The following is a 23,738-nucleotide window of genomic DNA, read 5'->3' as shown; positions in this document are numbered from 1 at the left end:
GGGCGTTCGGGGTGCCCCCGGTCGGCCTGCGGCCTCGTCCTCAAGTGCCGGACGGGCTGTTTCCCGCCCGCCCGCCCTTTTTCGGTCTGCGGGTGGGTGCTTCGGGTCTGAGGTGCCGGGCTGTTGCTCGGGCTGTGCAGGTTTGGGCGGGTGGGTGGGAGAGAGCCCGTCCGGCGATTGAGGACGAGGCGCGGAGCGCCGATTCGGGGGCGCCCCGGCCCACCCGCACGGGGTGTCTCAGGGCTTCCACGCAGCCGCGGTGGCCGCCTCCTGGACGAAGGCGGAGAATTCCCTCGGGGCCCGGCCGAGTATGTCCTGGACGCCGGTGGAGACATGGGCGTTGCGGCCGTCCAGGTTTGTTTCGAAGAGCTCGATGAGGAATTCGACCTCCGCGTCGGGGACACCGAATTCCCGCAGAGCGGCGCCGTATTCGACGGCGGGAACGGGCACGTACCCGAATTCCCGCCCCACGGCGGCAGAGACCTCGGCGACGGCGTCCCGGAAGGACAGCAGACGCCCCCCACTGACCTCCAGGACACGCCCGTCGTACCGCTCGCCCGCCCCGAGCACGGCGAGGACGACGTCCGCGATGTCCCGCACGTCGATGAAGGGTTCAAGCACCTCACCCCCGGGGAACGCCAGCTCCCCGCTCTCCCGCATGGCGTCCGCCAGCGGCCCTTCGCTGAGGTTCTGCGCGAACCAGCTGGCCCGCACGACGGTCCACCGCGCCCCGGGCACGGCGAGCGCGTCCTCCGTGGCGTGCGCCTGGTCCTCACCGCGCGCCGAGAGCAGGACGAGGTGGCGCACCCCAAGATCGACGGCCTGCCGGGCGAACGCGCCGACGGCCTCGGCGGCACCGGGCGCGCCGACGTCGGGCTGGTAGGCGAGGAACGCGGCGTCGGCGCCCCGCAGGGCATCCGCCCACGTCGACGCGTCGTACCAGTCGAACCGCACCGCGCCGGACCGCGAGGCGGACCGCACCTCGTGCCCCGCGGCCCGCGCGGCCTCGGCGACCCGGCTCCCGACCCGTCCGGTCGCCCCGGTGACAAGGACCGTCAGCGGTGCCTGAGTGCCCTGCGTGTGCTGTGTGTTCTGCTCGTTCGTGGTCATGGGTGAAGTCAACCGCCGGTGCCCGCACGGGGGCCATCCGTGAACGGCTCACCCGCATACGCGTGCGTCTACGCTGCCCCCATGGACGTACTCGCAGGCCTCCTGGAGGGCCCCCGCGCCCGGGGCGCCTTCATGCTCCGCGCGTGTTTCGAGCCGCCCTGGTCGGTCCGGATCGCCGACGGCGCGCCCGTCTCGGTCATGATCATGGTGGCCGGTGAGGCCTGGATCGTCCCGGAGAACGCGGACGGCACTCCGCACCCCGACCGGCCGCCCCGCCTGATCCGCCCCGGCGACGTCGCCATCGCCCGCGGCCCCGACCCCTACCTGGTCACCGGCGACCGGGACACCCCGCCCTTCGGCGAGATCGGCCCCGGCCAGTCCTGCGCCCCGCTGAACGGCGCCCCCGAGGGCCACTACGCGATGCTCGGCCTGCGCCGCTGGGGCCAGCCCGACGGGCACGTCCAGATGCTGATCGGGACGTACCAGATGCGCGGCGAGATCACCGGACGCCTCCTCGACGCGCTGCCGCCGCTGCTCGTCCTGCCGACGGAGGTGTGGGACTGCCCCCTCACACCGTTCCTCGCCGAGGAGATCGACAAGGACGACCCCGGCCAGGAGGTCGTCCTCGACCGGCTGCTCGACCTGCTGCTCATCGCGGCCCTGCGGGCGTGGTTCTCGCGCCCGGAGGCGGCCGCCCCGGCTTGGTACGTGGCCATGGGCGACCCCGTCGTCGGCCCGGTCCTGCGGCTCCTCCAGGACGACCCGGCGCACCCCTGGACGGTCGCCTCGCTGGCCGCCAAGGCGGGCGTCTCGCGGGCCGCGCTCGCCCGGCGCTTCAGCGAACTCGTCGGCGAGCCCCCGATGACGTACCTGACCGGCTGGCGGCTCGCCCTGGCCGCCGACCTGCTGCGCGACAGCGAGCTGACGATCGCCTCGATCGCGCGCAAGGTCGGCTACGGCAGCGCGTTCGCCCTGTCCAGCGCCTTCAAGCGGGAGTACGGGGTCAGCCCCCAGGAACACCGCACGGGCGCGTCGTAGCCTGGGGGCATGGCGGTCGGCGGAGGCAGGCACGAGGGGGCGGCGGTGCCCGCGTACGCCGAGCGGCCCTCCCTGGTGCTGCCCGGCGCCGTCGTGTGGAGCAAGACGGCCGCCCCGGACGCCGCCCCCGGCGCCCCGGCTCCCTCGCCGGTCCTGCCCGACGGCTGCATGGACCTGCTGTGGACCGAGGGCAGGCTCTACGTCGCGGGGCCGGACACGCACGCGTATCTGCCCGGCGTCCAGGAGTCCGGCCGGTACGTCGGCGTCCGTTTCGCGCCCGGCACGGCCCCCGCGATCCTCGGCGCCCCCGCGCACGAACTGCGCGACCTGCGCGTGGAGTTGGCGGACCTGTGGGGCGCCGCCGAGGTGCGCCGCCTCACCGCGCGCGTGGACGGGGCCGAGGACCCCGTGGCCGCGCTCGAGGCCGTCGCCGGGGAGCGGGCGGCGGACCGGCCGCCGCCCGACCCGCTCCTGACCGAGGTCGTCCGCTCGCTGAGCGCGGGCCGGGGCGTCGCCGAGACCGCCGACGCCGCGGGCCTCGGCGCCCGTCAGCTGCACCGCCGCTCCCTGCCCGCGTTCGGCTACGGCCCCAAGACCCTCGCGCGCGTTCTGCGGCTCCAGCGGGCGCTCGCCCTGGCCCGCGCCGGACAGCCGTACGCGGACACGGCGGCCGCCGCGGGCTTCGCCGACCAGGCCCATCTGGCCCGGGACGTCAAGGAGTTGACGGGCATGCGCCTGACCGAGCTGCTCGGCTCGGACTGACGGGGAGCGTGCGGCCGCCGGTCAGCGCGGCAGCGGGGCGAACAGGTCGGCGCCGTTGCCGTCGGGGTCGAGCACCGTCGCGTACCGCTGCCCCCACTCCGCGTCGAACGGCTTCAGCTCGGAGCGGTACCCGGCGGCCGTCAGCTCCTCGTACACCGCGTCCACGCCCGCGGGTGTACCGCAGTGGAAGGCGAGCCCGATGCGCCCGCCGCCTTCCGCTGGCTGCCAGTCGGGGGCGAAGGAGCGGATCGTCTCCTCGCTGTCGAGGGCGAAGCGCGGGCCGCCGGGGACGGTGGCCTCGGCGTGCGGCAGGTCCTCGGCGCCGGGCGGGAAGTCGAGGCCGAGCCTGCGGTAGAAGGCGAGGGACGCCGCCATGTCGGAGGTGACGATCCCCACCATGTCGAGGCGGGGCGTGACACGCGGCGCGCGGCCCGGGGTGTTCGTGTGCTGTGCGGTGTCGTCGCTGTTCATGCCGGAAAGCGTAGGCAGCGGCTCCGCGCGGGTCTTGAAGGAATCGGACACGCCGGGGGCGCGCGGGCGGGGCGCGGACGGCGTCCATGGCTGTCCCGGGCCCTGAATCCTCGCTACGGTGGTGCCATGGCTATCCCTGGCGAGAACCATCTTGCGGCAGCCGTCGTGGCCCACCGGGGCCGCGTGCTGCTCGTGCGTCGCAGTGAGACGGAGCGGTTCCTGCCACGTGTGTGGGGGGTGCCCTGCGGAAAGCTGGAGCCGGGCGAGAGCCCGCGCGACGGCGTGCTGCGCGAGCTGAAGGAGGAGACCGGACTGCTCGGCCACGTCGTGCGCAAGGTCGGCGAGTCCTCCTTCGTCAGCCAGTACCGAGGGCACGAGGTCAAGAACTGGCAGGACAACTTCCTCGTCAGCCCGCTCAGCTTCGACGTGACCCTGCCCCACCCCGACCAGGACCACCGCTGGCTCACCCCCGGCGAGCTGGACACGGTCGAGATCGACGACTACAACCGCGAGATCGTGGGCCAGGCACTGAGCCGCCTGCGCACCCGCTGACCGCACCACCCCGGAGGCCTAGGAGCGCGCCAACTCCTCGCTCCCGCCGATCAGTTCGGCCAGCGCCCGCAGCTCCGCCAGATACTCCACCACCTCCAGCGGCTCCTTCGCGTACGCCTGCGCCCGCCCGTCCCGGCCGTCGCCCGTGAACACGTCCGTGTAGCGCCGCCGCCCCGCTCCCGTCTCCAGGAACAGCGTCACGGCCGCGCCCGGCGAGGCGCACCACGCCCGGTGCAGCGCGTACGACGGCAGTGCGTAGCCACTGCCCGCCGTGTACTCGGCGGTCTGCGTCAGCCGCAGCCGCGCCCGGCCCGCGGGTTCGAGGAGCCAGTCGCTGACCTCCGCCGACAGCGACTCGCGGTAGCGCGCCGCCGCCAGCGGGCCGTCGCCCGCCGTCTCGTACAGCTCCATGCCGAGAGTGCCGCGCACCACGAACGAGGCCAGCGCGGAACGGTGGTTGTGGATGTCCTCGCGGCCCGCACGGTGCGAGCCGGGGTGCCAGACGTGCGCGCGCAGCATGTGCCGGGTGCCGACGGACACGAGCAGCAGCTTGTCGAAGCCGAGGACGTGCCGGTACGAGAGCCGCGCGCACCCCGAGGGGTCGCCGACGCCCGCCGCCAGCTCCGCGACCAGCGCCGAGAGCCGCCCCGGGGAGCCCAGTTCGGCGACGACCGCGCGCGCCGCCCGCACCAGCTCCTCCTCGTCGAGGCCGTCGGGCCCGTCCCGCCCGTCGAGGGCTCCCTCCAGCAGCCGCCTGGCCCGCAGCACGTGCCGACCACCCATGCGGTCACTCCGCCTTCCGTCCGTTCCACGCCCCCGCCCGCCGGGACCGCGGAGCCGGAGTCGAGGGCCTGTCTGTGAACCCCCGCCGCTGCGCAGGCGGGGGTTCACAGACAGGCCCTCAGCGGTCCGGCTGATACATCCATACGGCATGGGCCCGCAGCGCCGAAAGGCCCTGATAGGTCATCCACAGGGGACGGCCGAGATCGTGGCCGTCCCAGTTCCAGATGCCCTCGTCCTGCTGGCGCAGCACACCGGCGACCGCGTCCGCGAGCAGCGTCCGCCACGCCTCCTCGCGGTCCTCGGCCACGGCGATCTCCCAGGCCCCGGGCGTGAGCAGGGCCCGCACCATCCATGCGGCCGTGAAGTGCCGTACGAAAAGGACCTCTTGGCGCCAGGAGTCCTGCGGGTGCGGGCGGCGCACCTCCTCCTGCGTGTTGCGCAGGTCCGCGCACGTCTCGTGCCCCGGCATCGGGCAGGAAAGCAGCCAGCGGATGCCGTCCTCGCGGGCGGCCCGGGTGTTGCCGTCCTCGCCGAGGACCCGGGCCGCGCGGTCCAGGGCGACCACGGCCTGCGCCGTGTGCGCGGGCGAGGGCCGTGTGGTGTGCGCGGCGGGCCCGCGCAGGGCCGGGCCCCAGCAGCGGCGGTGCTCGCGGGCCGGGTCGGTGATGGTCCGGTCGACCAGCTCGTCCCGCAGCCGGGCGATGGCCGGGGAGCCGGGCGCCGCCCGCAGCATGCCCCGCAGGACCGTCGTCACGACGTGCGTGCGGGCGAGCCCCGACGGCTCCAGGTCGGCGGTGAAGCGGGCCGCGCAGCGCGCCGCCTCGTCCGCGAGCCGCGCCGGGTCCGCGCCCGCGCGGGCGAGCGCGCCGAGGACCAGCGCCGTCACCTCGGGCCTCGGCACCGCGCCCTGGGAGCGGGCCGCCCAGCCGCCGTCGGAAAGCCGCTGCCGCCACAGCGTCTCCACCAGCTCCGAGGGGTTCAACCGGCCGTCCTGCACGCCGAGTTCGAGGACGAGGTGCAGTCCGTACGCGGTGCCGGTGGGCGTGGGCCGTACCGGCAGGGTCTGCTCGTCCAGGGCGTGCGGCCAGCCCTTGAGCAGGCCGCGGTCGGGGTCGTCGAGGACGGCGAGTTCGGCGTGCAGGGTGCGGTGCGTCGCGGCGGCGAGCGCCGGGAAGGGGCCCGGGGCGTGGGCGGACCCCGCGGCCGCGCCGGTGCCGAGGGCGCGCGGCGCGGTCGGCGCGCCGTCGTCGTCCGTGCCCGCCCGGGCGCGAAGGAGCGCCGCCGCGAGCCAGGCCGCGAGGGCCGTGCCGGCGCCGCTGACGCCCGCGATGCCGTACCGCGCGGCGTCCGTGGACAGCTCCTGCGGCAACACGCCCACCAGGGACTGGAACACGGCGTACCCCGCGGCGACGCAGCCGAAGCCGCCGAGCCAGCCCACGAACCGGCCCTGGCGCGAATCGCCCGGGGGCGGCGGCTCCGGATCCGGCCGGACCGGGCTGCGGCCCAGCTGCTGTTGTGACACGGGATGTTCCCTCCCCCCAGGGCGGCGCGTGGGTCGTCGTCATTCCCAGTCTAGGCGGCCGTAACCGTGTTTCTCCGGGTCAGGAAGGGTCCGGCGGCCGGTGGCCGCGGGGCGCGCCGCCCCGTTCAGTCTTCTCTCACCGCCCTCGTCCGGCCATGGCGAACGTGAAGGTGAACTCCGCCGGTTCCGCGTGGAGTTCGTGCTGCGGAAGGACCCCGGGGCCGCAGGACTGCGAGCCGATGCCGCGCTGCCCGTGGTCGAGGTGCACCCACACCGAGGGGCCCGGCTTCAGGTCCGTGCGGTGGGCCGCCGCGTCGAGCTCCGTGTCGCTCCAGCGCCGGGCCGAGAACCAGAACTCCGGGTCGCCGACGATCCGCACCCCGGCGCCGTCGAAGCCGTCGCGCAGCTCGGCCCAGCGGACGTCGGCGCGGGCGCCGTTCTCCTGCGGGCGGACGTACGGCGTCTGCATCCGGCCGACGTCCATGTTCCAACGGCTCACGCACGAGGCGGATCCCGTGTCCGGGTACGCCTCCCCGGGGCCGCCGCCGAACCAGTGCGCGTACCCCAGGACGGCGGGAAGGCCGAGCCGGATCCCGAGCCGGGGCAGCGGCACCTCCCAGTCGCCCTCCGGCGTCACCGCCACCGCGAGCCTGAGGGCCGTGCCGTCGGACGTCCAGCGGTAGACGGTGCGCAGCGCCAGGTCGCGTGCCGCCGGGGCGACGCGGGTGCGCACGGTGAGCCCGTCGGCGTCCGACTCGACGCCGTCCAGGCGGTGTTGCATGCGGTCGAGGCCCAGCTTGCGCCAGAGCGGGCCGTAGCGGGTGTCGGGCTGCCAGGGCGCGCCGTCGTCGTTGTCGGTGGGCACCCGCCACACCTCCAGGCGCGGGGCCGCGGTCAGGGTGACGTCGGCGAGTGCGCGCAGCTCGCCCGTGCGGGCGTCGAAGCGGCCGGGGCCGAGCGCCACGTCGTAGCCGCTGCGGCGCGGGCGTTCGCCGGTGGCGACGGGCACGGGCGGGCGCGGGGTGACGGCGAAGTCGGCGCGGGCCACCACGTGGTCGAGGGAGGTCCAGTTGGTCTCCTCGCACACCATGGCCGACACGTGCAGCCGGATCTCGGCGCCGCCCGCGGCCTGCGGCGGGTCGGGCAGCTTCAGCTCGACGCTCTCGCCGGGGCCCAGCTCGGGCGGCACGTCCAGGGGGCCCGACACCGGGTGCGCGGGGCCGTCCGCGAGGTACGTCCACTCGAACGCGAGCTCCGCCAGGTCCGCGAAGTCGTACAGGTTGGTCACCGACACCGTGCCGGACACCGGGTCGTAGGTGAACCGCACCGGCTGGATCACCTGCTTGTAGTCGAGGAGCCCGGGGGACGGCGACCGGTCGGGGAAGCACAGGCCGTCGCAGACGAAGTTCCCGTCGTGCAGCTCCTCGCCGAAGTCGCCGCCGTAGGCGTACCCGAACGCCGGGTGCCGCAGGCCGTGGTCGATCCACTCCCAGATGAAGCCGCCCTGCAGCCGCTCGTACCGCTCGAAGAGGTCCTGGTACTCGCGCAGGCCGCCGGGGCCGTTGCCCATGGCGTGCCCGTACTCGCAGAGGACGAAGGGCAGCCGGCGCCGTGCCTCGGGTCCCTCGACCTCGCCCCGGCCGATGCGTTCGACCTCGGCGTGGTCGGCGTACATCCGCGAGTACATGTCGGTGTCCTGGCAGGACGGGTCGCCCTCGTAGTGCAGGAGCCGGTCCGGGTCGCGGTCGCGGATCCACGCGGCCATGGCGCGCAGGCCCCTGCCCGTGCCGCACTCGTTGCCGAGCGACCAGATGATCACCGACGGATGGTTCTTGTCGCGCTCGACGGTGCGGGCGGCGCGGTCGAGGAGGGCCGGGGTCCAGCGGTCGTCGTCGGCGGGATTGCCGCGCCAGCCCAGCATCGTGAAGCCGTGCGTCTCCAGGTCGCACTCGTCGATGACCCACAGGCCCAGCTCGTCGCAGAGGTCGAGGAAGGCGGGGTGCGGCGGGTAGTGGGAGGTGCGGACGGCGTTGATGTTGTTCTGCTTCATCAGCTGGACGTCGGCGCGCATCGTGGCGCGGTCGAGGGCGCGGCCCTTCTCCGGGTGGAACTCGTGCCGGTTGACGCCCCGGAACAGCAACGGCCGCCCGTTCACGGTGATCAGGCCGTCGGTGAGGGCGACCGTGCGGAACCCCACCCGCAGCGGGATCCGCTCGCCCGCCGTCGCCAGCTCCGCGTCGTACAGGCGGGGCCGCTCCGCCGACCACGGCTCGACCGGCACGGTCACGCTCTGCCCGGTCGCGATGTCCACGCCGAGCTCCGGTACCGTCACCCGGCCCGGCACGTCGGAGTCCACCCGCAGCGTGCCCGTGCCCGCCTCGTGGTCGTACGAGGCGTGCGTGAAGAAGTCCCGCGCCGCGCCCTCGGGCCGGTGCAGGAGCGTCACGTCCCGGAAGATGCCGGGCAGCCACCACTGGTCCTGGTCCTCCAGGTACGACCCCGAGGACCACTGGTGCACGCGCACCGCGAGGACGTTGCCCTCCGGTCGCAGCAGGTGCCCCACCGCGAACTCGTGCGGGAGCCGGGACCCCTTGAAGTCACCGAGCAGGGTGCCGTTCAGCCACACCCGCGCACACGACTCGACCCCGTCGAACCGCAGCACCGCGTCCCCGTCCGCGGGCCAGCCCCCGGGCAGGTCGAAGCCGCGCAGATGGTCGCCCGTCGGGTTCTGAGTCGGCACCCGCGGCGGGTCGACGGGGAACGGATACATCTGGTTGGTGTAGACGGGCGCGCCGTGGCCCTGGAGGACCCAGTGCCCGGGCACGACGACCTCGTCCCAGGCCGCGGCGTCGAAGTCGGCGGCGGCGAACGACTCGTCGAGCCCGTGGGCGCCGGGGGAGAGCCGGAACCGCCAGCTCCCGTTCAGTGAGAGCACGGCGGCGTCCGAGCCCGCGTACCACGCGCGGGGTGCGAGACCGCCGGTGCCGGGGGACACGTCCTCGTGGTGGGGAAGTTCCATGGGTCCATCACATCCCGCGGAAGGTGCGGTCTCAATTCTTTGCGTCGGCAGGTTGTTGGATTCTTGGCGCGTGATCTGGACCGAACGGAGCGGCGGGCCCGGCCTCAGCCCCGGCCGAGGTCGGCGTACACCACGATCTGCCAGGCGAGGACGCCGACGGCGGCGGTCTGAGCGCCCGAGACCGCGAGCAGCGGCCAGGTGAGGTGGCCGTTGACCCAGAAGGCGGTCAGCGCGGCCAGCGGCGAGACCGCGAACGCCAGCAGGTCCACGGCGAGCTGCAGGGCCTTGCGCGAGGTCCGGCGCCGGTCGTCGCGGTGGGCCGACTCCCAGGTGAGGATCTCCTCGTCCACATCGAGGACTTCGGCCAGGCGCGGCGCGAGCGTCGTGCGCACATGGCGGCCGATGGCGGAGATCTTCTCGTCGTTGACGAGGTACGTCCATCCGAGCAGCAGCGTGATCGGCGGGAGCAGCAGCAGGAGCGCCGCGTGGTCGCCCGCGCGCAGGGTGGAAGCGATGACGGCGGCCGTGGCGGCGAGCATCGCGTACAGGAGGTTGTCGCGCAGCCGGATCCGGCCGGTCTGCTCCGCCTTCAGCTGTTCGTACTCGGTCAGGAGTACGCGTCCGAGGGTCACCTCGTCCGGCTCCGCCATCCTGCCTCCGTCCGTTCGGGGTCGTCGCGGGCGCGCGCGGGGTCACGGGCGTGCGGGGTCGCGGGCGGGGGCGCGGCGGGTGCACGCCCGGCCTCACAACAGGTGGGGGAGCAGGGCGCAGAAGACCTCCGCGGCGTTGCGGGCGGCGACGGCGTGATGGCGGTCGTCCTTGTCGGGGCCCGCCGCGTCCGACATGCCACGGACCAACAGCCAGGGCTCGGGGGCGCGGTCGTGGGCGGGGCCCGCGTACACGGCCTCGGCGAGGCCCGCGCCCTCCGTCTCCACCGCGAGGACCTTCTCGTTGTACCCGCGCAGATAGGCCCGCTCGGCCGCGTCGGTGTCGGCGAGGACGGCCTCGCCCGAGCCGACGAGGCCGCGCAGCGCCCGGTGCTCCCCGGCCCAGGGCAGCCGCCAGGGCTCGTCGTGCTCCGTGAAGAAGTCGTTGACGGCGTGCTGCACCTCGGCGGCCACCGGGTGGCTGCGGCCGCGCCTGCGGATCCCCTCGGGCGTCACCTTGCGGGGTTCGTAGTGCACGATCTCCTGCGCCACGACCACATCGCCCAGGTGCAGGTCCGGGTGGACGGCGCCGGCGATGCCGACGAGGGCGAGGAAGCGCGGTGCGTACGCGGCGCGCAGGGCCGCCACCGCGCTGCCCGCCGACAGTTGGCCCGGGTGCAGCGACTGGGTCACGGCGACCCGCACCGGGCGGCCCGCGTCGACCCAGCGGAACTCGCGGAACCGCTCGCGGCGCGCGGTGACCGTCTTGCGCTGCGTGCCGCGCCGGGACAGCGCGTCGATGAGGGCGCGGGTCTCCACGGACAGGACCGTGACCGCGCCCAGGTCCCAGGCCTCGGGCTCCGGTCCGGGCGGTGCCTGGGCGCTCTCCGTGCTCTCTCTGCTGTCGGGGCCGGTCGCGGGGGTGCCCGTCACGCTCGTGTTCTCGCCCATGGCGACACCGGAGACGGTGATCCGGTTGCCGGAGCCTCCGCTGATGATCCCGTTGTTCCGCACGGTGTTCCTCCCGGGATCACTTGCCGACACTCGTGTTCTCGCCCATGGCCACGTCGGACAGGTTGATCTGGTTGCCGGAGCCGGTGCTGATGACGCCGTTGTTGAGGATGGCCGTGGCCCGGCGCCGGAACTCGGAGGTGTCCACGCCGTGCTCGGTGAGGAAGTCGCCGACCGTCGAGAGCAGCCGCTGCTCGATGATCTTCAGGTGCTTCACGACGTCGAAGGCCTGGAAATAGTTCTCGTCCGTCTTGATGGCCGCCCGCTCACGTGCGCTGTAGTCGGCGCCGATGTCCCGCCCCCGCTTGAGCTGCGCCACGGTGGGATCGCCCCCGATGCCCAGCGCGCCGAGCAGCGCCAGCGTCGCCCGCACCAGCCGCACGGGCGCGAGCGCGATGTCCCGGACGCGGCCGCCGTGCAGTGCGGCCGCACGCAGCGTCGCCAGGGTGCCCGTCCCGCCGATGGTGTCGACGACCTGGTAGGCGAGGCGGGTCGGCGCGAGCGCCCGGCTGCTGAACTCGATGTACATCGTGCGCCCTTGCAGCGACACATGCACGAAGACGGTGGTCACCACCTCGCCGCCCCAGGACTCCACCTGGCACGTCAGATAGTGCCGGGCCGTCTCCTGCGGCCGGTCCAGGATCCGCTCGACGAGCCCGGCGCGGGCTGCGGGCTCCAGGTCGTCCGCGTAACCGCGCGCGTAACGGCCCTCCACGAAGAGGGAGTCGAGCACCCGCAGCCCCGGAAGGCGGGTCTCGGGGTCCTCCTCGGTGTCGAGGGCCGTGATCGCGCGCCGCAGCTCCTCCACCAACTCCCGGGTGGCGAACGGCTTCTTCTCGAACTCGACGTCCTTGTCGACGCCGAGGGGCTTGGCCTCGATCAGGCGCTGCGCGAACGACCAGGTGCGCAGGCCGCTGCCGCTGCCGACGAACGGGCTCGCGCCCGAGTACACGACCAGGGGGTGCCGCTGCTGGTTCTCGATCACGGCGAGGCGGCCGCGGGTGCGCGGGCGGCGCGGATCCGTGCCGTGGGCGCGCAGCCGGTTCACGGCGAGCTGGCGCAGGGTGCCGAGGACCGCGAGGAGGGCGCAGAGCGTCAGGGCGATCGCGGCGGCCGTGAGGAACACGCCGTCGCCCGCGCGTCCCCTGACGGCCGCGACCACGCCCACGGTGACGAGGGCGGCGATGACGAGGTCGTAGCCGAGGGTCCTGCGCCACCGGGGCGTGTCCGTGTCCTCGTCGGTGTCCGGGGCCGGGTCCGGGGCGTCGGTGTACCGGTGTCCCAGGGCCCGGACCGAGCGTGTGGCGTACGTGACCAGCGCGGCCACCAGGCCGATGTCGAAGAGGGCCACGGCGGCGAGGAGCGCCGGGAGCGGGTACAGCAGGACCGCTGTGCAGCACAGCGTGAGCAGCACGGCGTCGCCGACGGTGGACAGCCACCAGGCACGCCACGCGTGCGTCACGACGGGCACGAGGTCGTAGCCGTACGACGGCGCGACCCGGCGTTTGCGCGCGTTGTAGACCCGGTGCAGGACGGCGTCGCGGAACTCGGCGTCCAGGTAGACCCCGGCGCACAGCCGCCGCGTCGCGGTGCGGTCCGGCAGTTCCCTGCCCACGCCGGATGGGACGGGTGATTCAGGCGTCGTCATACGTCCCCCGTAAGTGCTCCGCCCGAGAGAGCTCACCAGCATAACGGCGCCGCGGGGGTCTGTCAGGGTGGGAACGCGTCAATTCGGAGGGCCAACTCGCGTGTGTGCAGGGGGAGTTGGGTGACGCTGGAGTGAGGTCGCCCCCGGCGGCGCGGAGCGCGGATCGGGTGGGCGGAAAAAGAGGTGGCGGTCCGCAGGAGGCGGGAGCTACAGTCAACGCGTTCCTCGGCGGAAGCGATGCGCGACCGCCGCAGTCGGCCGAGCAGGTTCCCAGGAGGTGTGAGTCATGGCTGTCGTTGCGAACGATGCTGCCCGCATCCAGACGTTCATCCACACCACCCCCGTGGTCTCCGGCTGACCTCTCTCGTCCTTCGCCGCGCCCGTCCGGCGCGTGGGCCGGGGCCACCCTGTGAAGGGTTCCCCTTGTCTTCCTCCGCTTTCCGCTCTTCCTCTGCATCCTCCGCTTCTTCTGCTTCTTCTGCTTCCTCCGCGGCTGCCGTCTCCGCGGCTCTCTCCGAGTCCGCGGTGTCCTCCCTCGTGCCGTACGGCTGGGACGAGGACTGGGCCGCCGCCTTCGCCCCGTACGCGGCCCAGGGCCTGCTCCCCGGACGCGTCGTCCGCGTCGACCGCGGCAGCTGCGACCTGGTCGTCACCGAGGAAGGCGTCATCCGCGCCGACACCACCTACGTCACCCCGCACGACCCCCTGAGGGTCATCTGCACCGGCGACTGGGCGGCCGTCGACGCGCCCGGCACCAGCGACCCCCGCTACGTACGGGCCTACCTGCCGCGCCGCACCTCGTTCGTGCGGTCCACCTCCTCCAAGCGGTCCGAGGGGCAGATCCTCGCGGCCAACGTCGACCACGCCGTCATCGCGGTGTCCCTGGCCGCCGAGCTCGACCTCGGCCGCATCGAGCGGTTCCTCGCGCTCGGCTGGGAGTCCGGCGCCCAGCCCGTCGTCGTCCTCACCAAGGCCGACCTCGTGCCCGACGTCACCGCCCTGTCGTACCTCGTCGAGGACGTGGAGACGACCGCGCCCGGCGTGCAGGTGCTGCCCGTCAGCGCCGCCGACGGCGACGGCGTCGACGTCCTCGCCGCAGTCCTCTCCGGCGGTACGTCGGTGCTCCTCGGGCAGTCCGGCGCGGGCAAGTCGACCCTCGCCAACGCGCTCGCCGGGGCCGACGTCATGGACGTCCAGGCGATCCGCGACGTCGACGGCAAGGGGCGGCACACCACCACCACCCGCAACCTCCTCGTCCTGCCCGGCGGCGGTGTCCTCATCGACACGCCGGGGCTGCGGGGCGTCGGCCTGTACGACGCGGGGACCGGCGTCGGCCAGGTCTTCGCCGAGATCGAGGAGCTCGCCGAGGGGTGCCGCTTCCAGGACTGCGCGCACGTCGCGGAGCCGGGCTGCGCCGTACTCGCCGCCCTTGAGGACGGCACGCTCCCCGAGCGGCGCCTGGACAGCTACCGGAAGCTGATCCGGGAGAACCAGCGCATCGTCGCCAAGACCGATGCCCGGGTCCGGGCCGACATGCGTCGGGAGTGGAAGCGGCGGGGGGCCGAGGGCAAGGCCGCCATGGAGGCGAAGCGTGGGCGGCTGCGCTGAGCACGTGGGGTGCGGTCGGTTCGTCCCCCGCGGGGCGGTGGGGGCTGGGCGCGCAGTTCCCCGCGCCCCTTGCGGGGCCCGGAGCGTGGCGTCCGATTTCCGCTAGCGGCCCTGCCCCACCCGGCTCACACTGGATGACGTGAGCGATCAAGACACCAGGTACGAGGCCGTGCGCAGCCGTGACGCGCGTTTTGACGGGGAGTTCTTCTTCGCCGTCGAGACGACCGGCATCTACTGCCGGCCGAGCTGCCCGGCGGTCACGCCCAAGCGGCAGAACGTCCGCTACTACCCGACGGCCGCCGCCGCGCAGAGCAACGGCTTCCGGGCCTGCCGCCGCTGCCGCCCCGACGCCGTGCCCGGCTCCGCCGAGTGGAACGTCCGCGCCGACGTGGTCGGCCGGGCCATGCGGATGATCGGGGACGGCGTCGTCGACCGCGAAGGCGTCGGCGGCCTCGCCGTCCGGCTCGGGTACAGCGCCCGCCAGGTCCAGCGCCAGCTCACCGCCGAGCTCGGCGCGGGCCCGGTCGCGCTCGCCCGCGCCCAGCGCGCGCACACCGCCCGCGTGCTGCTCCAGACCACCGACCTGCCGGTCACGGAGATCGCGTTCGCCGCCGGATTCGCCAGCGTCCGGCAGTTCAACGACACCATCCGGGCCGTGTACGAGCTGACGCCCACCGGCCTGCGCGCCGCCGCGCCCAAGCGCGGCGGCGGCCGCGGCACCCCCGCCGCAGGCATCCCGCTGCGCCTCGCCCACCGCGGCCCCTACCAGGCCGCCGCCGTCTTCGACCTGCTCGCCCACGAGGCGCTGCCCGGCGTCGAGGACGTCAGCGGGGAGCGCGGCGCCCGCACCTACCGGCGCACCCTGCGGCTGCCGTACGCCTCCGGGATCGTCGCCGTCGAGGAGCGCGACGCCCGCAAGGGCTCCGACAGCCACCGCTGCGGCTGGCTCGAGGCCCGCCTCCACCTCACCGACCTGCGCGACCTGACCACCGCCGTGCAGCGCCTGCGCGGCCTCTTCGACCTGGACGCCGACCCGTACGCCGTCGACGAGCGGCTCGCCGCCGACCCCCGCCTCGCCCCCCTCGTCCGGGCCCGCCCCGGACTGCGCTCGCCGGGCGCGGCCGACCCGGAGGAGTTCGCGGTGCGCGCGGTCGTCGGCCGGGATGAGGCACGGCGGCTCGTCGTCGAGCACGGCACCCCGCTGCCGTCGCCGTGCGGCACGCTCACCCATGTCTTCCCCGCGCCGGAGGCCGTCGCCGGACGGCTCCCGCTCGCGGCCGCCCTCGCCGACGGCACGGTGCGCCTGGACGCGGGCGTCGACCGCGACGACGCCGAGCGGCAGCTGCGCGCGGTGCCCGGTGTCGACGCGGTGGCGGCCGCGGCCATCCGGACCCGGGCCCTCGGCGATCCGGACGTGGCGCCGCCGGGCGAGCCGCCGGCCGACATGTGGCGGCCCTGGCGTTCCTACGCGGTACGTCATCTGCGGACGGAACAGGCGGCCGCGCGGGCGGAGGAGGCACCACTGCTCACGGCGTAGGGGCACCCACGACGAGAGGGGGCCTTCGCGCCGCACGTGCGAAGGCCCCCTCCTGCTTGCCTGAACTCCTTATGGGGAAGGGGAGTTCATCTCTTCCTGGGCGACGGGGAGTTCACCCCGTCCCGCCCAGGCCGTCGGTGCCCCGGCGGGCCCGTCGCATCGCGTACCAGCCCGCCGCCGTCAGCGCCGCCGCGAGTGCCGCGGCGCCGCCGATGGTCTGGCCGGTGGAGGCGAGGCTGCCGTCCGACCCGGCGTTGCCGGTGCCGCCGACAGAGCCGCCGGATCCGTCCGAGCCCGCCGTGCCGGAGCCGTCCGGGCCCCCGGACCCGCCGGAGTCGGAGCCGCCCGCCGGGCCGCCCCCGCCGGAGCCGTCGGACCCGCCGTCGTCCGTACCGCCGTCGCCGTCGCCATCGCCGGGGCCGTCACCGCCGCCGTCGGCGAAGGTCACCGGCACCCGGACGTCCTGCGAGCGGTCGCCGGGCAGGGTGTGGTCCGCGCGAGTCGCGAGGACGCAGCGCGTGGTGCGGCAGTCCGTCGAGCCGTCCTTGGCGTCGACGGTCAGCTCGACCTTGAACGAGCCGTTCTTGCCGTAGGGGACGGCCAGGTCCGCGCCGTGCGGCGGCGGGTTGTTCGAGATCCACGCCGATGCCTTCGAGCCGCCGTCCGTGGCCGCGCCGCCCACACAGGGCGTCGGTGTCTTCCCGGGGCCGTTGTCGACGCACAGGGCCGCGTAGATGCCCTTCTTCTCGTCGTAGCCGGAGCCCGTGACGGTCAACTTCTGTTTCCTGGGCGCGAGTTCGTTCACCGGGGTGACGGTGAGCCGCTGCCCCTGGGGGCCGGTCGCCGAGCCCTCGTCGCCCGGTTTCGCGCGGACCTTGAGGGTGGCGGGCTCCGAGTGCGCCGTACCGGCGTCGTTGCTGAACTCCGCGCGGTAGCGGTGCCCGTCGAGGCGCGCGCGGGCGGTGAAGGTGTACGAGGGTTTCGTGGCGCCCTCGACCGCGGTCCAGGAACGGCCGCCGTCCGTGCTCCGCTGCCAGCGCACGGCGGGCTCGGGGGTGCCGTCGGCCCGCGCGGTGAACGTGACCTCGGCTCCGTCGTCGGCGCTCACGTCGGCCGGCGACGCGGTGACCTTCGGCGGGGTGTTCCGCTCGATCCGGGTGATCCGGTTCTGGGCCGGGCTCGTCACGAACACCTCGGCGCCGCCCGGCGCCACCGCCACGGCGGCGTAGCCGAGTTGGGCCTCGTTGCCGGGCAGCGACACCGGCTCGGCGACCGGCTTCAACGTGCCGGTGTCGAGGACCGTCAGGGAACCCCGGCCGTCGTAGTCGGGCGCGCCCGGGTCGCCGACGTCCTGCCGGGCGACGTACGCCCGGGTGCCGTCGAAGGCCACGTCCCGCGCCAGGTCCTTGCCGTCGACGGTGCCGCGCGCGGCGCTCTCGGCGTCGAACACCATCACCTTGTCCTGCCGTCCGACCCAGACCGAGCCGGTCGCCGGGTCGACGGCTGTGAAGCCCTCCGTCCCTTCCGTGACGGGGAGTTCGGCGGTCTTGGTGACGGTGAAGGAGGTGGTGTCGATCCGGTACAGCTTGTTCTGCGCGAGGTCCGTCGACCACACCGCCTGCCGCGCGGTGTCGACGGCGAACTGTCCGGCGCCCGGCAGCGTCAGCGTCCGTCTGGCCTCCCCCGTGGCCGTCACGACCTCCGTGAGGACAGCGCCCTGGGCCACCAGCGTCGTCCCGTCCGTGACTCCGGGACCGACGTCGGTGACCTTGGCGCCCGCGAGCCAGACGCCCTTGGCCTCCTGGTCGCCGTCCTTGGCCGTGCCGAGGCCCTTGAGCGGATAGTGGAAGACGACGCCGTCGCCCGGCAGCGGCGCGGCGATCTTGCGGACGGCCGACTCGCGCGGCACGCCGTTCGAGCCGGGCGTCTTCGTGGTCCGGCCGCGCACCGCGCCGCTGGCCCGGTCGAGCACGTACAGCCCCATCTCGTTGACGTCCGCCGTCCCCGAGTCGTCGTCGGAGCCGACGTACAGCTTCTTCGAATCGGGGTGGATCGTGACGTCGAGCGGTTTCCCGGCCGTCGTGAAGTCGCCCGTGCGCCGATAACTCGCCTTCTCCTCGGCGGATTCGGCGGCACCGGCGCCCTCGGGGCCCGCGGGTGCGAAGCCCGCGGTGAGACCGGCGAGCGTCAGCGCCGACGCGGCCAGCAGCGAGGTGCGTCTCATCGTGTGATCGTCCGGCCTACTGGAAGGTGACCGGGATGTGCACGTCGTACTTGCGGTCGCCGGAGTCGAAGTGGTCGGCGCGCGTCACGATCGCGCACTCCACGGTCTCGCCGCACACCTGGCCGTTGCCCAGGTCGGCCTTCACGTGGATTTTCACGGAGAATGTGCCGCCCGCGCCGAAGCGGGAGCTGTTCGGCACCGTGCCGCCGCCGACGTTGGACACCCAGTGCGAGGCGCCGGTCGTGCCGGACTGGTCCTGGCCGCCCAGGCACGGCGTCGGCTTGTTGGCGCCGGGCGCCCCGCTGACGGCGCACAGGCTGACGTACACGCCCTGCGCGGTGTTGTAACCGGTGCCCGAGACCGTGACGTTGGCGCCCGCGGCCGACGCGGTGTCCGGGCCGGTCAGCTGGAGGTTGTACGTTTTGCCGCCGTCGGTGATGGTGCGCTTGGCCGTGACGTCGGCCGCCGCGGCGGATCCGGCGAAGGCGGCGGTGAGCGCGGCGGCGGCGAGTGCGGTGACGCAGGCGCGGACGTGAGTGCGGGTGGGCATGGTGGACGGCACCTCTCTGGGTGTCAGGGACGAGGCGCGCCCGAGCGAGCCTCGACTTAGGTAAGGCATACCTAAGTCGTTTCGGCTCTTCGTGTCAACGCCCCGTCCCGACGCCTCGCCCGACGTCTCGTCAGCTCGCGGGCAGCCCCCATCTCGGGGCGTCGGCACCCGGCTTGACCGGCCTGATCCGCAGGTCGGGCCGGTCCCCCCGGGCCGTGATCAGCGCCGAGTCGCCCTTGCCGAGCGTGATGCGCAGCGCACCGCCGCCCGCGTCCTCGTGGGGCAGCGGCCGCCCCCGCGCGTCCCGCACCTCGACCGGACCCGCGATGCCGTGCCGCACGACGCACGGCGCGCCCGCCTCGCTCACCAGGCGCACCCACCGCGTCGCCCCCCGCTCGCGCACCGCGCTGAGCAGGAACGCCCCCTGGGTGCGGAAGTCGTGGACCACCAGGTCCGGCCACGCGGCGGGCAGCGCGGGAAAGACGCGGATGACGTCGCCCCAGGACTGGCACACCATGTCGTGCAGCGACTGCGCGGCCGACAGCGGCGTCTCGATGACCGGGCCCGACTCCTTGTACATGGTGTTCGCCTGGATGAACCGGCTCATCAGCTGCCCCAGGTACTTCAGGGCGTCCTCGCCCTTGCCGAGCAGCGCCGAGATCGACGCGGCGCCCGTGAACGTGTAGCCCTGCAGGGCCCCTTCGAAGCCCACCCAGTGCGCGAGGGACTTCTCGATCAGCGCCTTCTCGGCGGGTGCCCGGCCTGTCACCTCGTACAGCGGATAGACCGCGAGGAGGTGCGAGTAGTGGCGGTGCGACTTCGCGAACGGGATGTCGGCGCCGATCATGTAGCCGTTCGCGTTGGTGGGGTACGCGACGAGCCGCGCCAGGACCTCGCGCCAGCGCGGCGCCAACTCGTCGTCCACGCCGAGGAGTTCGGCCGCCTCCAGGAGCGTGCGGCAGCCCCAGGTGAGGAGCATCAGGTCGTAGGTGCAGTCCCGGCTGTTGCCGCCGTACTCGGGGGAGAAGGTCGCCGGGAGGTGCAACTTGCCGTCCGGGCCCGGCTGGAGGAAGTGCAGGTAGTAGTTCACGGCGCCGCGCAGGAGCGGGAAGAGGACGTCCCGCAGGATCGCGGTGTCCATGGTGTGGCGGTAGCTCAGCCAGACGTTGTGCAGCGCCCAGGTGAGGTTGCCGACCTCGGGGGTCGGGGGATCCTGGCCCGGGATGCCCACGCCGTAGCCGCCGTTCGTGACGGAGGCGCCGTTGACCAGTCGGGTGTCAGTGGTGCGCGGCATGCCGAGGGAGTCCGCGCGGTAGGGTGCGGCGACCTCCTTGGCCAGGTTGTCCCGGAACTCGCTCAACGCCCGCGTGACGGCGTCGAGTTCGAGGTGGTTGGCGCCGTGGATCGGCCAGTACTCCAGCTGTACGTTCAGGTTCCACCAGGTGTTCGGCCACGGCGTCGGCTCCAGCCACGGCCCGCAGGTCGCCATCACCGGGGCATCGCGGCGAGCCGCTGCCGCGATCTTGTAGAGCTGGATCCAGTAGAAGCGCTGCATGCGGGCGTCCGGCAGCGACAGGAAGCTCTTGCGGTAGTAGGCGTCCCACCAGGCGCGGTGCGGCGCGGCGAGCGTGTCGTACGGCAGCCGGGCGGCGGACCGCACCGCGCGCACCGCCCGGTCGCGGGCCGTGGACTTCGGGTGCGAGTGCGCCACGTGGACGTACAACGTCCGTGCCCCGCCCCGCCGTTGCTCGCGCCAGGCGGTGACGTGCTGCCCGCCCGCGAGCAGCGGCTGCACGGCCGCCGACACCCCGTCGTGGCTCTCCACCCGTGCGGGCGGATTGCCCTCGTAGCCCGCGGGCACCGGCTTGAACGCGGCCCGTGGGCTGATCGCCTCCGCCGGATGGAACACCCAGCGGAAGCCGCGCTCGCCCGCGCTCCCCGTCACCTCCACGGCGAGCACCGCACGCGAGGTGTGCACATGCGCGCGGACGCGGAGCGTGCCCCGGTCCGTGGTGAGCGTCCCCGTCAGCTCGGCGTCGCGCAGCCGCAGCCGCCAGTCGAGCCCGGTGATCCTCCCGACGGGCTCCAGGGTGAAGTGGCCGATCGGCAGCCGGGCGAGCCCGAAGAGCGAGCCGAACTCGGGGCGGTGGTCCTGCACCTCGGAGTGCTGCACGTTGAAGCGCACGGCCGCCGTCTCGCGGCCGGGCTCGGCGTAGATCCCGGAGCCGAGGAAGCCGTTGCCCAGGAACGGGCCCTCGTACCAGGTCCTCGGCATCCGCTGCCAGACCATGTCCGCGTCGTCGAGGACGGTGCGCCAGGGGTCGGGGGCGGTGTGCTCCCGCGCCCGCGGCGCGTCCGCCGCGGCCTGCGCGGGCAGTCCGCCGACGAGCACCGCCCCGCCGAGCGCGGGTCCGGTGGCGAGCACGGCTCTTCTGGACGGGCGTGGCATGAGGCCTCCTGGCCGAGTCATCGGAGGTATCTGCCGCTGAAAGTTAGAGATGACGTACGGGTACGTCAATGAGTACGGAGAGATCGGATGTACGGAGGCGAGGATGTGAGTCTCAGCCGCCCCAGACCTCCGCCCCCACCCACGCCCCCACGATCAGCAGGCACGCGAACAGCTCCACGAACACGCTCCACCCCCCGGCCCGCAGCGCCGTCCGCACCGCCGTCACGGCCTCCCCGCGCCCGCCGAGCCGTATCCGCTCCGCCAGATACATTCCGCCGACGAACCCCGGCAGCGCCCCGACCACCGGCAGCACGCAGAAGCCGAGCAGAGCGCCCCCGCCCGCGTACGCGGCCATCCGATGGGTCGCCCCCGACTCCCGGAGGCGGCGCGGCGGCAGCTGCCAGCGCACGGCCTGGGACAGCAGGAGCACCAGGGTCGCGCCGACGAGGACGCCCCAGGCGATCCCGTTCGGGTCCTGCAGCGCCCACCACGCGGTCCCGGCCCATACGAGCCAGGACCCCGGCACGCCGGGCACCAGCACTCCGCACAGGCCGAGCAGCATCACCACGCCGACCAGCAGGAGTTCCCACGCTCCCATCTGCCCAGAGTGCAGGAGCGGGTACGAAACCGCAGGTCGGGGTCAGTCCCGGGGGCCCGCGTGAGGTGCGGTCCCCAGGGGGCCCACGGCCGCCTCGCGGGCCACCCAGCCGCGCTCGTACGCGTGCCAGCCGAGCTGGAGGCGGGTCGTCACGCCGGTCAGCTCCATCAGCCGCTTGACCCGGCGCTGCACGGTCCGCAGGCCCAGGTCGAGCTGCTTGGCGACGCTGGCGTCGGTCATCCCGGCGAGGAGCAGCGAGAGGACCTCCAGGTCCGTGCCGTCCGGTCCGTCGGCGCCCGCCTCGCGCACCGCGTCGCCCTCGCCGAGGCGCAGCGGCAGCGCCGTCCGCCACACCGCCTCGAACAGGCCCGTCAGGGACTCCAGGAGGCCGCTCGCGTGCACCACGAGCGCGGCGGGCTCCGCCGTCCGCGACGTCAGCGGCACCATCGCGAGGGTGCCGTCGGCGACCACCAGCTTCGTCGGCACGCGGTCGGCGACCCGGATCCGCTCCTCGCGCCGCATGGCCGCCGCGACCTCCATGAGGCCCGTGGGCGCGGCGAGGACCTCGCGCTCGATGACCACGCGGTAGCGCACACCCCGGTTCGCGGCCTGCTCCTCCGCGTCGTTCTCCACGCCCGTCACCGCCACCGGCCTGCCCGTCACCAGCGCGCACACCTCCCGGCTCGCGCCGAGCTGGAGCTGGAGGAAGCGCTGGGAGACGGCGGCCGCGCCGGTCACCACCTCGACCAGGTCGTGGACGGTGGGCTCGGCGGCCCGCGCGCGGTACTCCTCGGCGAGCAGCGTCGCCGCCAGCTCGGCCTTCTCCAGCTCGTGCCGGTGCTGGGTGAGCAGCGCGCCGAGGGCGACCCCGGGCGGCGCCGCCACCCAGCGGCCCGCCCGGCCCGAGGCCTGCGCGGCCAGGCCGTGCCGCTCCAGGCGGCGCAGGGCCCGCTCGGTCTCCGGTTCGCCCAGGGTGAGCCGGCGCGCCAGGTCGGGCACGTCGGCGGCGCCCACCGACACCAGCGCGCGGTACGCCGCCTCGTGCGTCTCGTCCAGACCTATCGCAGCCAGCATGCGGCGCCGTCCCTCCCCGATGCGTTCCGGGCAGGCCGGGCCTCCCGATCGTCCTGGCGCGGTCCGCCGGCCGTGGCGGAAAGCGGCCACGGCGTAAACCCGCCGCGAACATCATCCCCGCAGTACCCGCCGTTCTGCCAAGGTGTCCCCCTGCGCCGGGCGGTCCTCCCGTGGGGGGTGGGGCCGCCCGGCGCTTTCCGCGCCACCCCGGCCCACCCCCGCCCGTGACGGCCGGAATTTCTTGATGCACCGTTTTCGTACGCCCTGTGCGGTGGACAATAGGGGCATGAGCCAGCAGGGGGAGAGGCACACCGGTCACGGGGCCCGTTCCGGCCAGGAGGACGACTGGTGGGGCCAGTTGTACGACGAGTCGAAGGACGACACGGGCCCGGCCAAGGCAGCCGACACCCTGGACGACCGCTTCGCTTCGGCGTCGGACACGGTGGCTGAGGGGGACGAGGGTGCTCAGGGCGCTGGGGGCACTGAGGGCACTGAGGGTGCTGAAGGCACTGGGGGTGCTGAGGGTGGCGGTGGGGCGGGTGTTGGGCCCGGTGCCGCCGACGGCCGTGACGTGGACGTGCACGGGGGCGGGGGTGGGGGCTCCGGGGTTCGGGGGGTTCCCGGACAGCGGGGCGAGGTCTCCGGTGACGTGGCTCCGGCTCGGCGTGATGTGGCGTCGGTTCAGGGGGAGCGGGACGCCGTCCCCGGGCAGCGTGACGCGGACCCGGCCGGGCGCGGGGCCGCCCCCGACCAACGCCAGGCCCTCCCGGGCTGGTTGACGTCATCGGCCCCACGACCACCTCAGCGCCCCACGCCGGAACCGTCCCAGCCGCACCGGCCTGCGGCCCCGCAGCCGCCTCGGCCTGCGGTTCCGGAACCTCCCCGGCCCCCGGCCCCGGAGCCACCACGTCCTGCGGCCCCTGAACCGCCTCGACCTGCGGCCCCGGAGCCACCGCGCCCTCCGGCCCCAGAACCACCCCGCCACCCAGCCCCAGAACCACCCCGCCGCCCGTCGACGGAGGCACCCCGCCACCCGGCGACGGAGCCAACCCGACCCGCGCCCCCCGAACCACCCCGCCACCCGGCGACCACGGGCACCTCCACCTCACCCTCCACCCCCCCCGCGCTGACCGCC

General features: G+C 74.3%; 18 protein-coding genes. 5 read left to right on the top strand and 13 right to left on the bottom strand.

Annotation, left to right across the window (positions count from 1 at the left end):
• Positions 1 to 237: 237 nt before the first annotated feature.
• Positions 238 to 1,110: an NmrA family NAD(P)-binding protein gene (locus tag OO63_RS38920; RefSeq protein WP_030363477.1), complete on the bottom strand. Its 873-nt coding sequence runs from the start codon at positions 1,108 to 1,110 to the stop codon at positions 238 to 240.
• Between the two features lie 81 nt (positions 1,111 to 1,191).
• On the opposite strand from OO63_RS38920, the gene OO63_RS38915 reads away from it, so the two are divergent.
• Entirely contained in the window at positions 1,192 to 2,148 is a 957-nt protein-coding gene (locus OO63_RS38915; RefSeq protein ID WP_030363476.1) for an AraC family transcriptional regulator, read from the top strand.
• A gap of 9 nt (positions 2,149 to 2,157) precedes the next feature.
• The gene (locus tag OO63_RS38910) at positions 2,158 to 2,910 is read left to right on the top strand and encodes a helix-turn-helix domain-containing protein (RefSeq protein ID WP_030363475.1); all 753 of its coding nucleotides are present in this window, start codon (positions 2,158 to 2,160) and stop codon (positions 2,908 to 2,910) included.
• Between the two features lie 21 nt (positions 2,911 to 2,931).
• Here the strand turns inward: OO63_RS38910 and OO63_RS38905 are convergent, their stop codons facing one another.
• The gene (locus OO63_RS38905) at positions 2,932 to 3,381 is read right to left on the bottom strand and encodes a VOC family protein (RefSeq protein ID WP_030363474.1); all 450 of its coding nucleotides are present in this window, start codon (positions 3,379 to 3,381) and stop codon (positions 2,932 to 2,934) included.
• Between the two features lie 126 nt (positions 3,382 to 3,507).
• Here OO63_RS38905 and OO63_RS38900 point away from each other — a divergent pair, with 126 nt between their 5' ends.
• Complete coding sequence (locus OO63_RS38900; RefSeq protein ID WP_030363473.1) at positions 3,508 to 3,933, top strand: NUDIX hydrolase; 426 nt, start codon at positions 3,508 to 3,510, stop codon at positions 3,931 to 3,933.
• 18 nt (positions 3,934 to 3,951) lie between these two features.
• Here OO63_RS38900 and OO63_RS38895 read toward each other — a convergent pair whose 3' ends face one another.
• The 6 genes from OO63_RS38895 to OO63_RS38870 form a co-directional block, all read right to left on the bottom strand.
• The gene (locus tag OO63_RS38895; RefSeq protein WP_030363472.1) at positions 3,952 to 4,716 is read right to left on the bottom strand and encodes a hypothetical protein; all 765 of its coding nucleotides are present in this window, start codon (positions 4,714 to 4,716) and stop codon (positions 3,952 to 3,954) included.
• Between the two features lie 118 nt (positions 4,717 to 4,834).
• Complete coding sequence (locus OO63_RS46210) at positions 4,835 to 6,238, bottom strand: prenyltransferase/squalene oxidase repeat-containing protein (protein WP_030363471.1); 1,404 nt, start codon at positions 6,236 to 6,238, stop codon at positions 4,835 to 4,837.
• 136 nt (positions 6,239 to 6,374) lie between these two features.
• Positions 6,375 to 9,257, bottom strand: coding sequence for a glycoside hydrolase family 2 TIM barrel-domain containing protein (locus tag OO63_RS38885; protein WP_030363470.1), 2,883 nt, complete (start codon positions 9,255 to 9,257; stop codon positions 6,375 to 6,377).
• A gap of 104 nt (positions 9,258 to 9,361) precedes the next feature.
• Entirely contained in the window at positions 9,362 to 9,907 is a 546-nt protein-coding gene (locus tag OO63_RS38880; RefSeq protein ID WP_030363469.1) for a hypothetical protein, read from the bottom strand.
• Positions 9,908 to 10,000: 93 nt separating this feature from the next.
• Entirely contained in the window at positions 10,001 to 10,918 is a 918-nt protein-coding gene (locus OO63_RS38875; RefSeq protein WP_051811650.1) for a 5'-methylthioadenosine/S-adenosylhomocysteine nucleosidase family protein, read from the bottom strand.
• 16 nt (positions 10,919 to 10,934) lie between these two features.
• Positions 10,935 to 12,563, bottom strand: coding sequence for a hypothetical protein (locus tag OO63_RS38870; RefSeq protein WP_157854132.1), 1,629 nt, complete (start codon positions 12,561 to 12,563; stop codon positions 10,935 to 10,937).
• A gap of 525 nt (positions 12,564 to 13,088) precedes the next feature.
• Between OO63_RS38870 and rsgA the strand changes: the two genes are divergently transcribed.
• Together rsgA and OO63_RS38860 are read left to right on the top strand one after the other, a co-directional pair.
• Positions 13,089 to 14,171: a ribosome small subunit-dependent GTPase A gene (rsgA, locus tag OO63_RS38865; protein WP_030363466.1), complete on the top strand. Its 1,083-nt coding sequence runs from the start codon at positions 13,089 to 13,091 to the stop codon at positions 14,169 to 14,171.
• 139 nt (positions 14,172 to 14,310) lie between these two features.
• Positions 14,311 to 15,708 carry a DNA-3-methyladenine glycosylase 2 family protein gene (locus tag OO63_RS38860; RefSeq protein ID WP_030363465.1) on the top strand — a complete coding sequence of 466 codons (1,398 nt, stop codon included), beginning with the start codon at positions 14,311 to 14,313 and terminating at the stop codon, positions 15,706 to 15,708.
• 112 nt (positions 15,709 to 15,820) lie between these two features.
• Here OO63_RS38860 and OO63_RS38855 read toward each other — a convergent pair whose 3' ends face one another.
• The 5 genes from OO63_RS38855 to OO63_RS38835 all read right to left on the bottom strand — a co-directional run bounded on the left by OO63_RS38855 (position 15,821) and on the right by OO63_RS38835 (position 22,603).
• Positions 15,821 to 17,932 (bottom strand): immunoglobulin domain-containing protein, encoded by a 2,112-nt coding sequence (locus OO63_RS38855; protein WP_078619638.1) that lies wholly within the window; start codon positions 17,930 to 17,932, stop codon positions 15,821 to 15,823.
• Positions 17,933 to 17,948: 16 nt separating this feature from the next.
• Entirely contained in the window at positions 17,949 to 18,482 is a 534-nt protein-coding gene (locus OO63_RS38850; RefSeq protein ID WP_030363463.1) for a hypothetical protein, read from the bottom strand.
• Positions 18,483 to 18,612: 130 nt separating this feature from the next.
• Positions 18,613 to 20,931: a glycosyl hydrolase family 95 catalytic domain-containing protein gene (locus OO63_RS38845; RefSeq protein WP_030363462.1), complete on the bottom strand. Its 2,319-nt coding sequence runs from the start codon at positions 20,929 to 20,931 to the stop codon at positions 18,613 to 18,615.
• 112 nt (positions 20,932 to 21,043) lie between these two features.
• The gene (locus OO63_RS38840; RefSeq protein ID WP_030363461.1) at positions 21,044 to 21,529 is read right to left on the bottom strand and encodes a DUF456 domain-containing protein; all 486 of its coding nucleotides are present in this window, start codon (positions 21,527 to 21,529) and stop codon (positions 21,044 to 21,046) included.
• A gap of 42 nt (positions 21,530 to 21,571) precedes the next feature.
• On the bottom strand, positions 21,572 to 22,603 hold the full coding sequence (locus tag OO63_RS38835; protein ID WP_051811648.1) for a helix-turn-helix transcriptional regulator: 1,032 nt from the start codon (positions 22,601 to 22,603) through the stop codon (positions 21,572 to 21,574).
• Positions 22,604 to 23,738 lie beyond the last annotated feature (1,135 nt).

Origin of the sequence: Streptomyces alboflavus (assembly GCF_000716675.1) — a bacterium.
Taxonomy (GTDB): Bacteria; Actinomycetota; Actinomycetes; order Streptomycetales; family Streptomycetaceae; genus Streptomyces; species Streptomyces alboflavus.
This window is presented reverse-complemented; position numbering and strand designations above follow the sequence as displayed.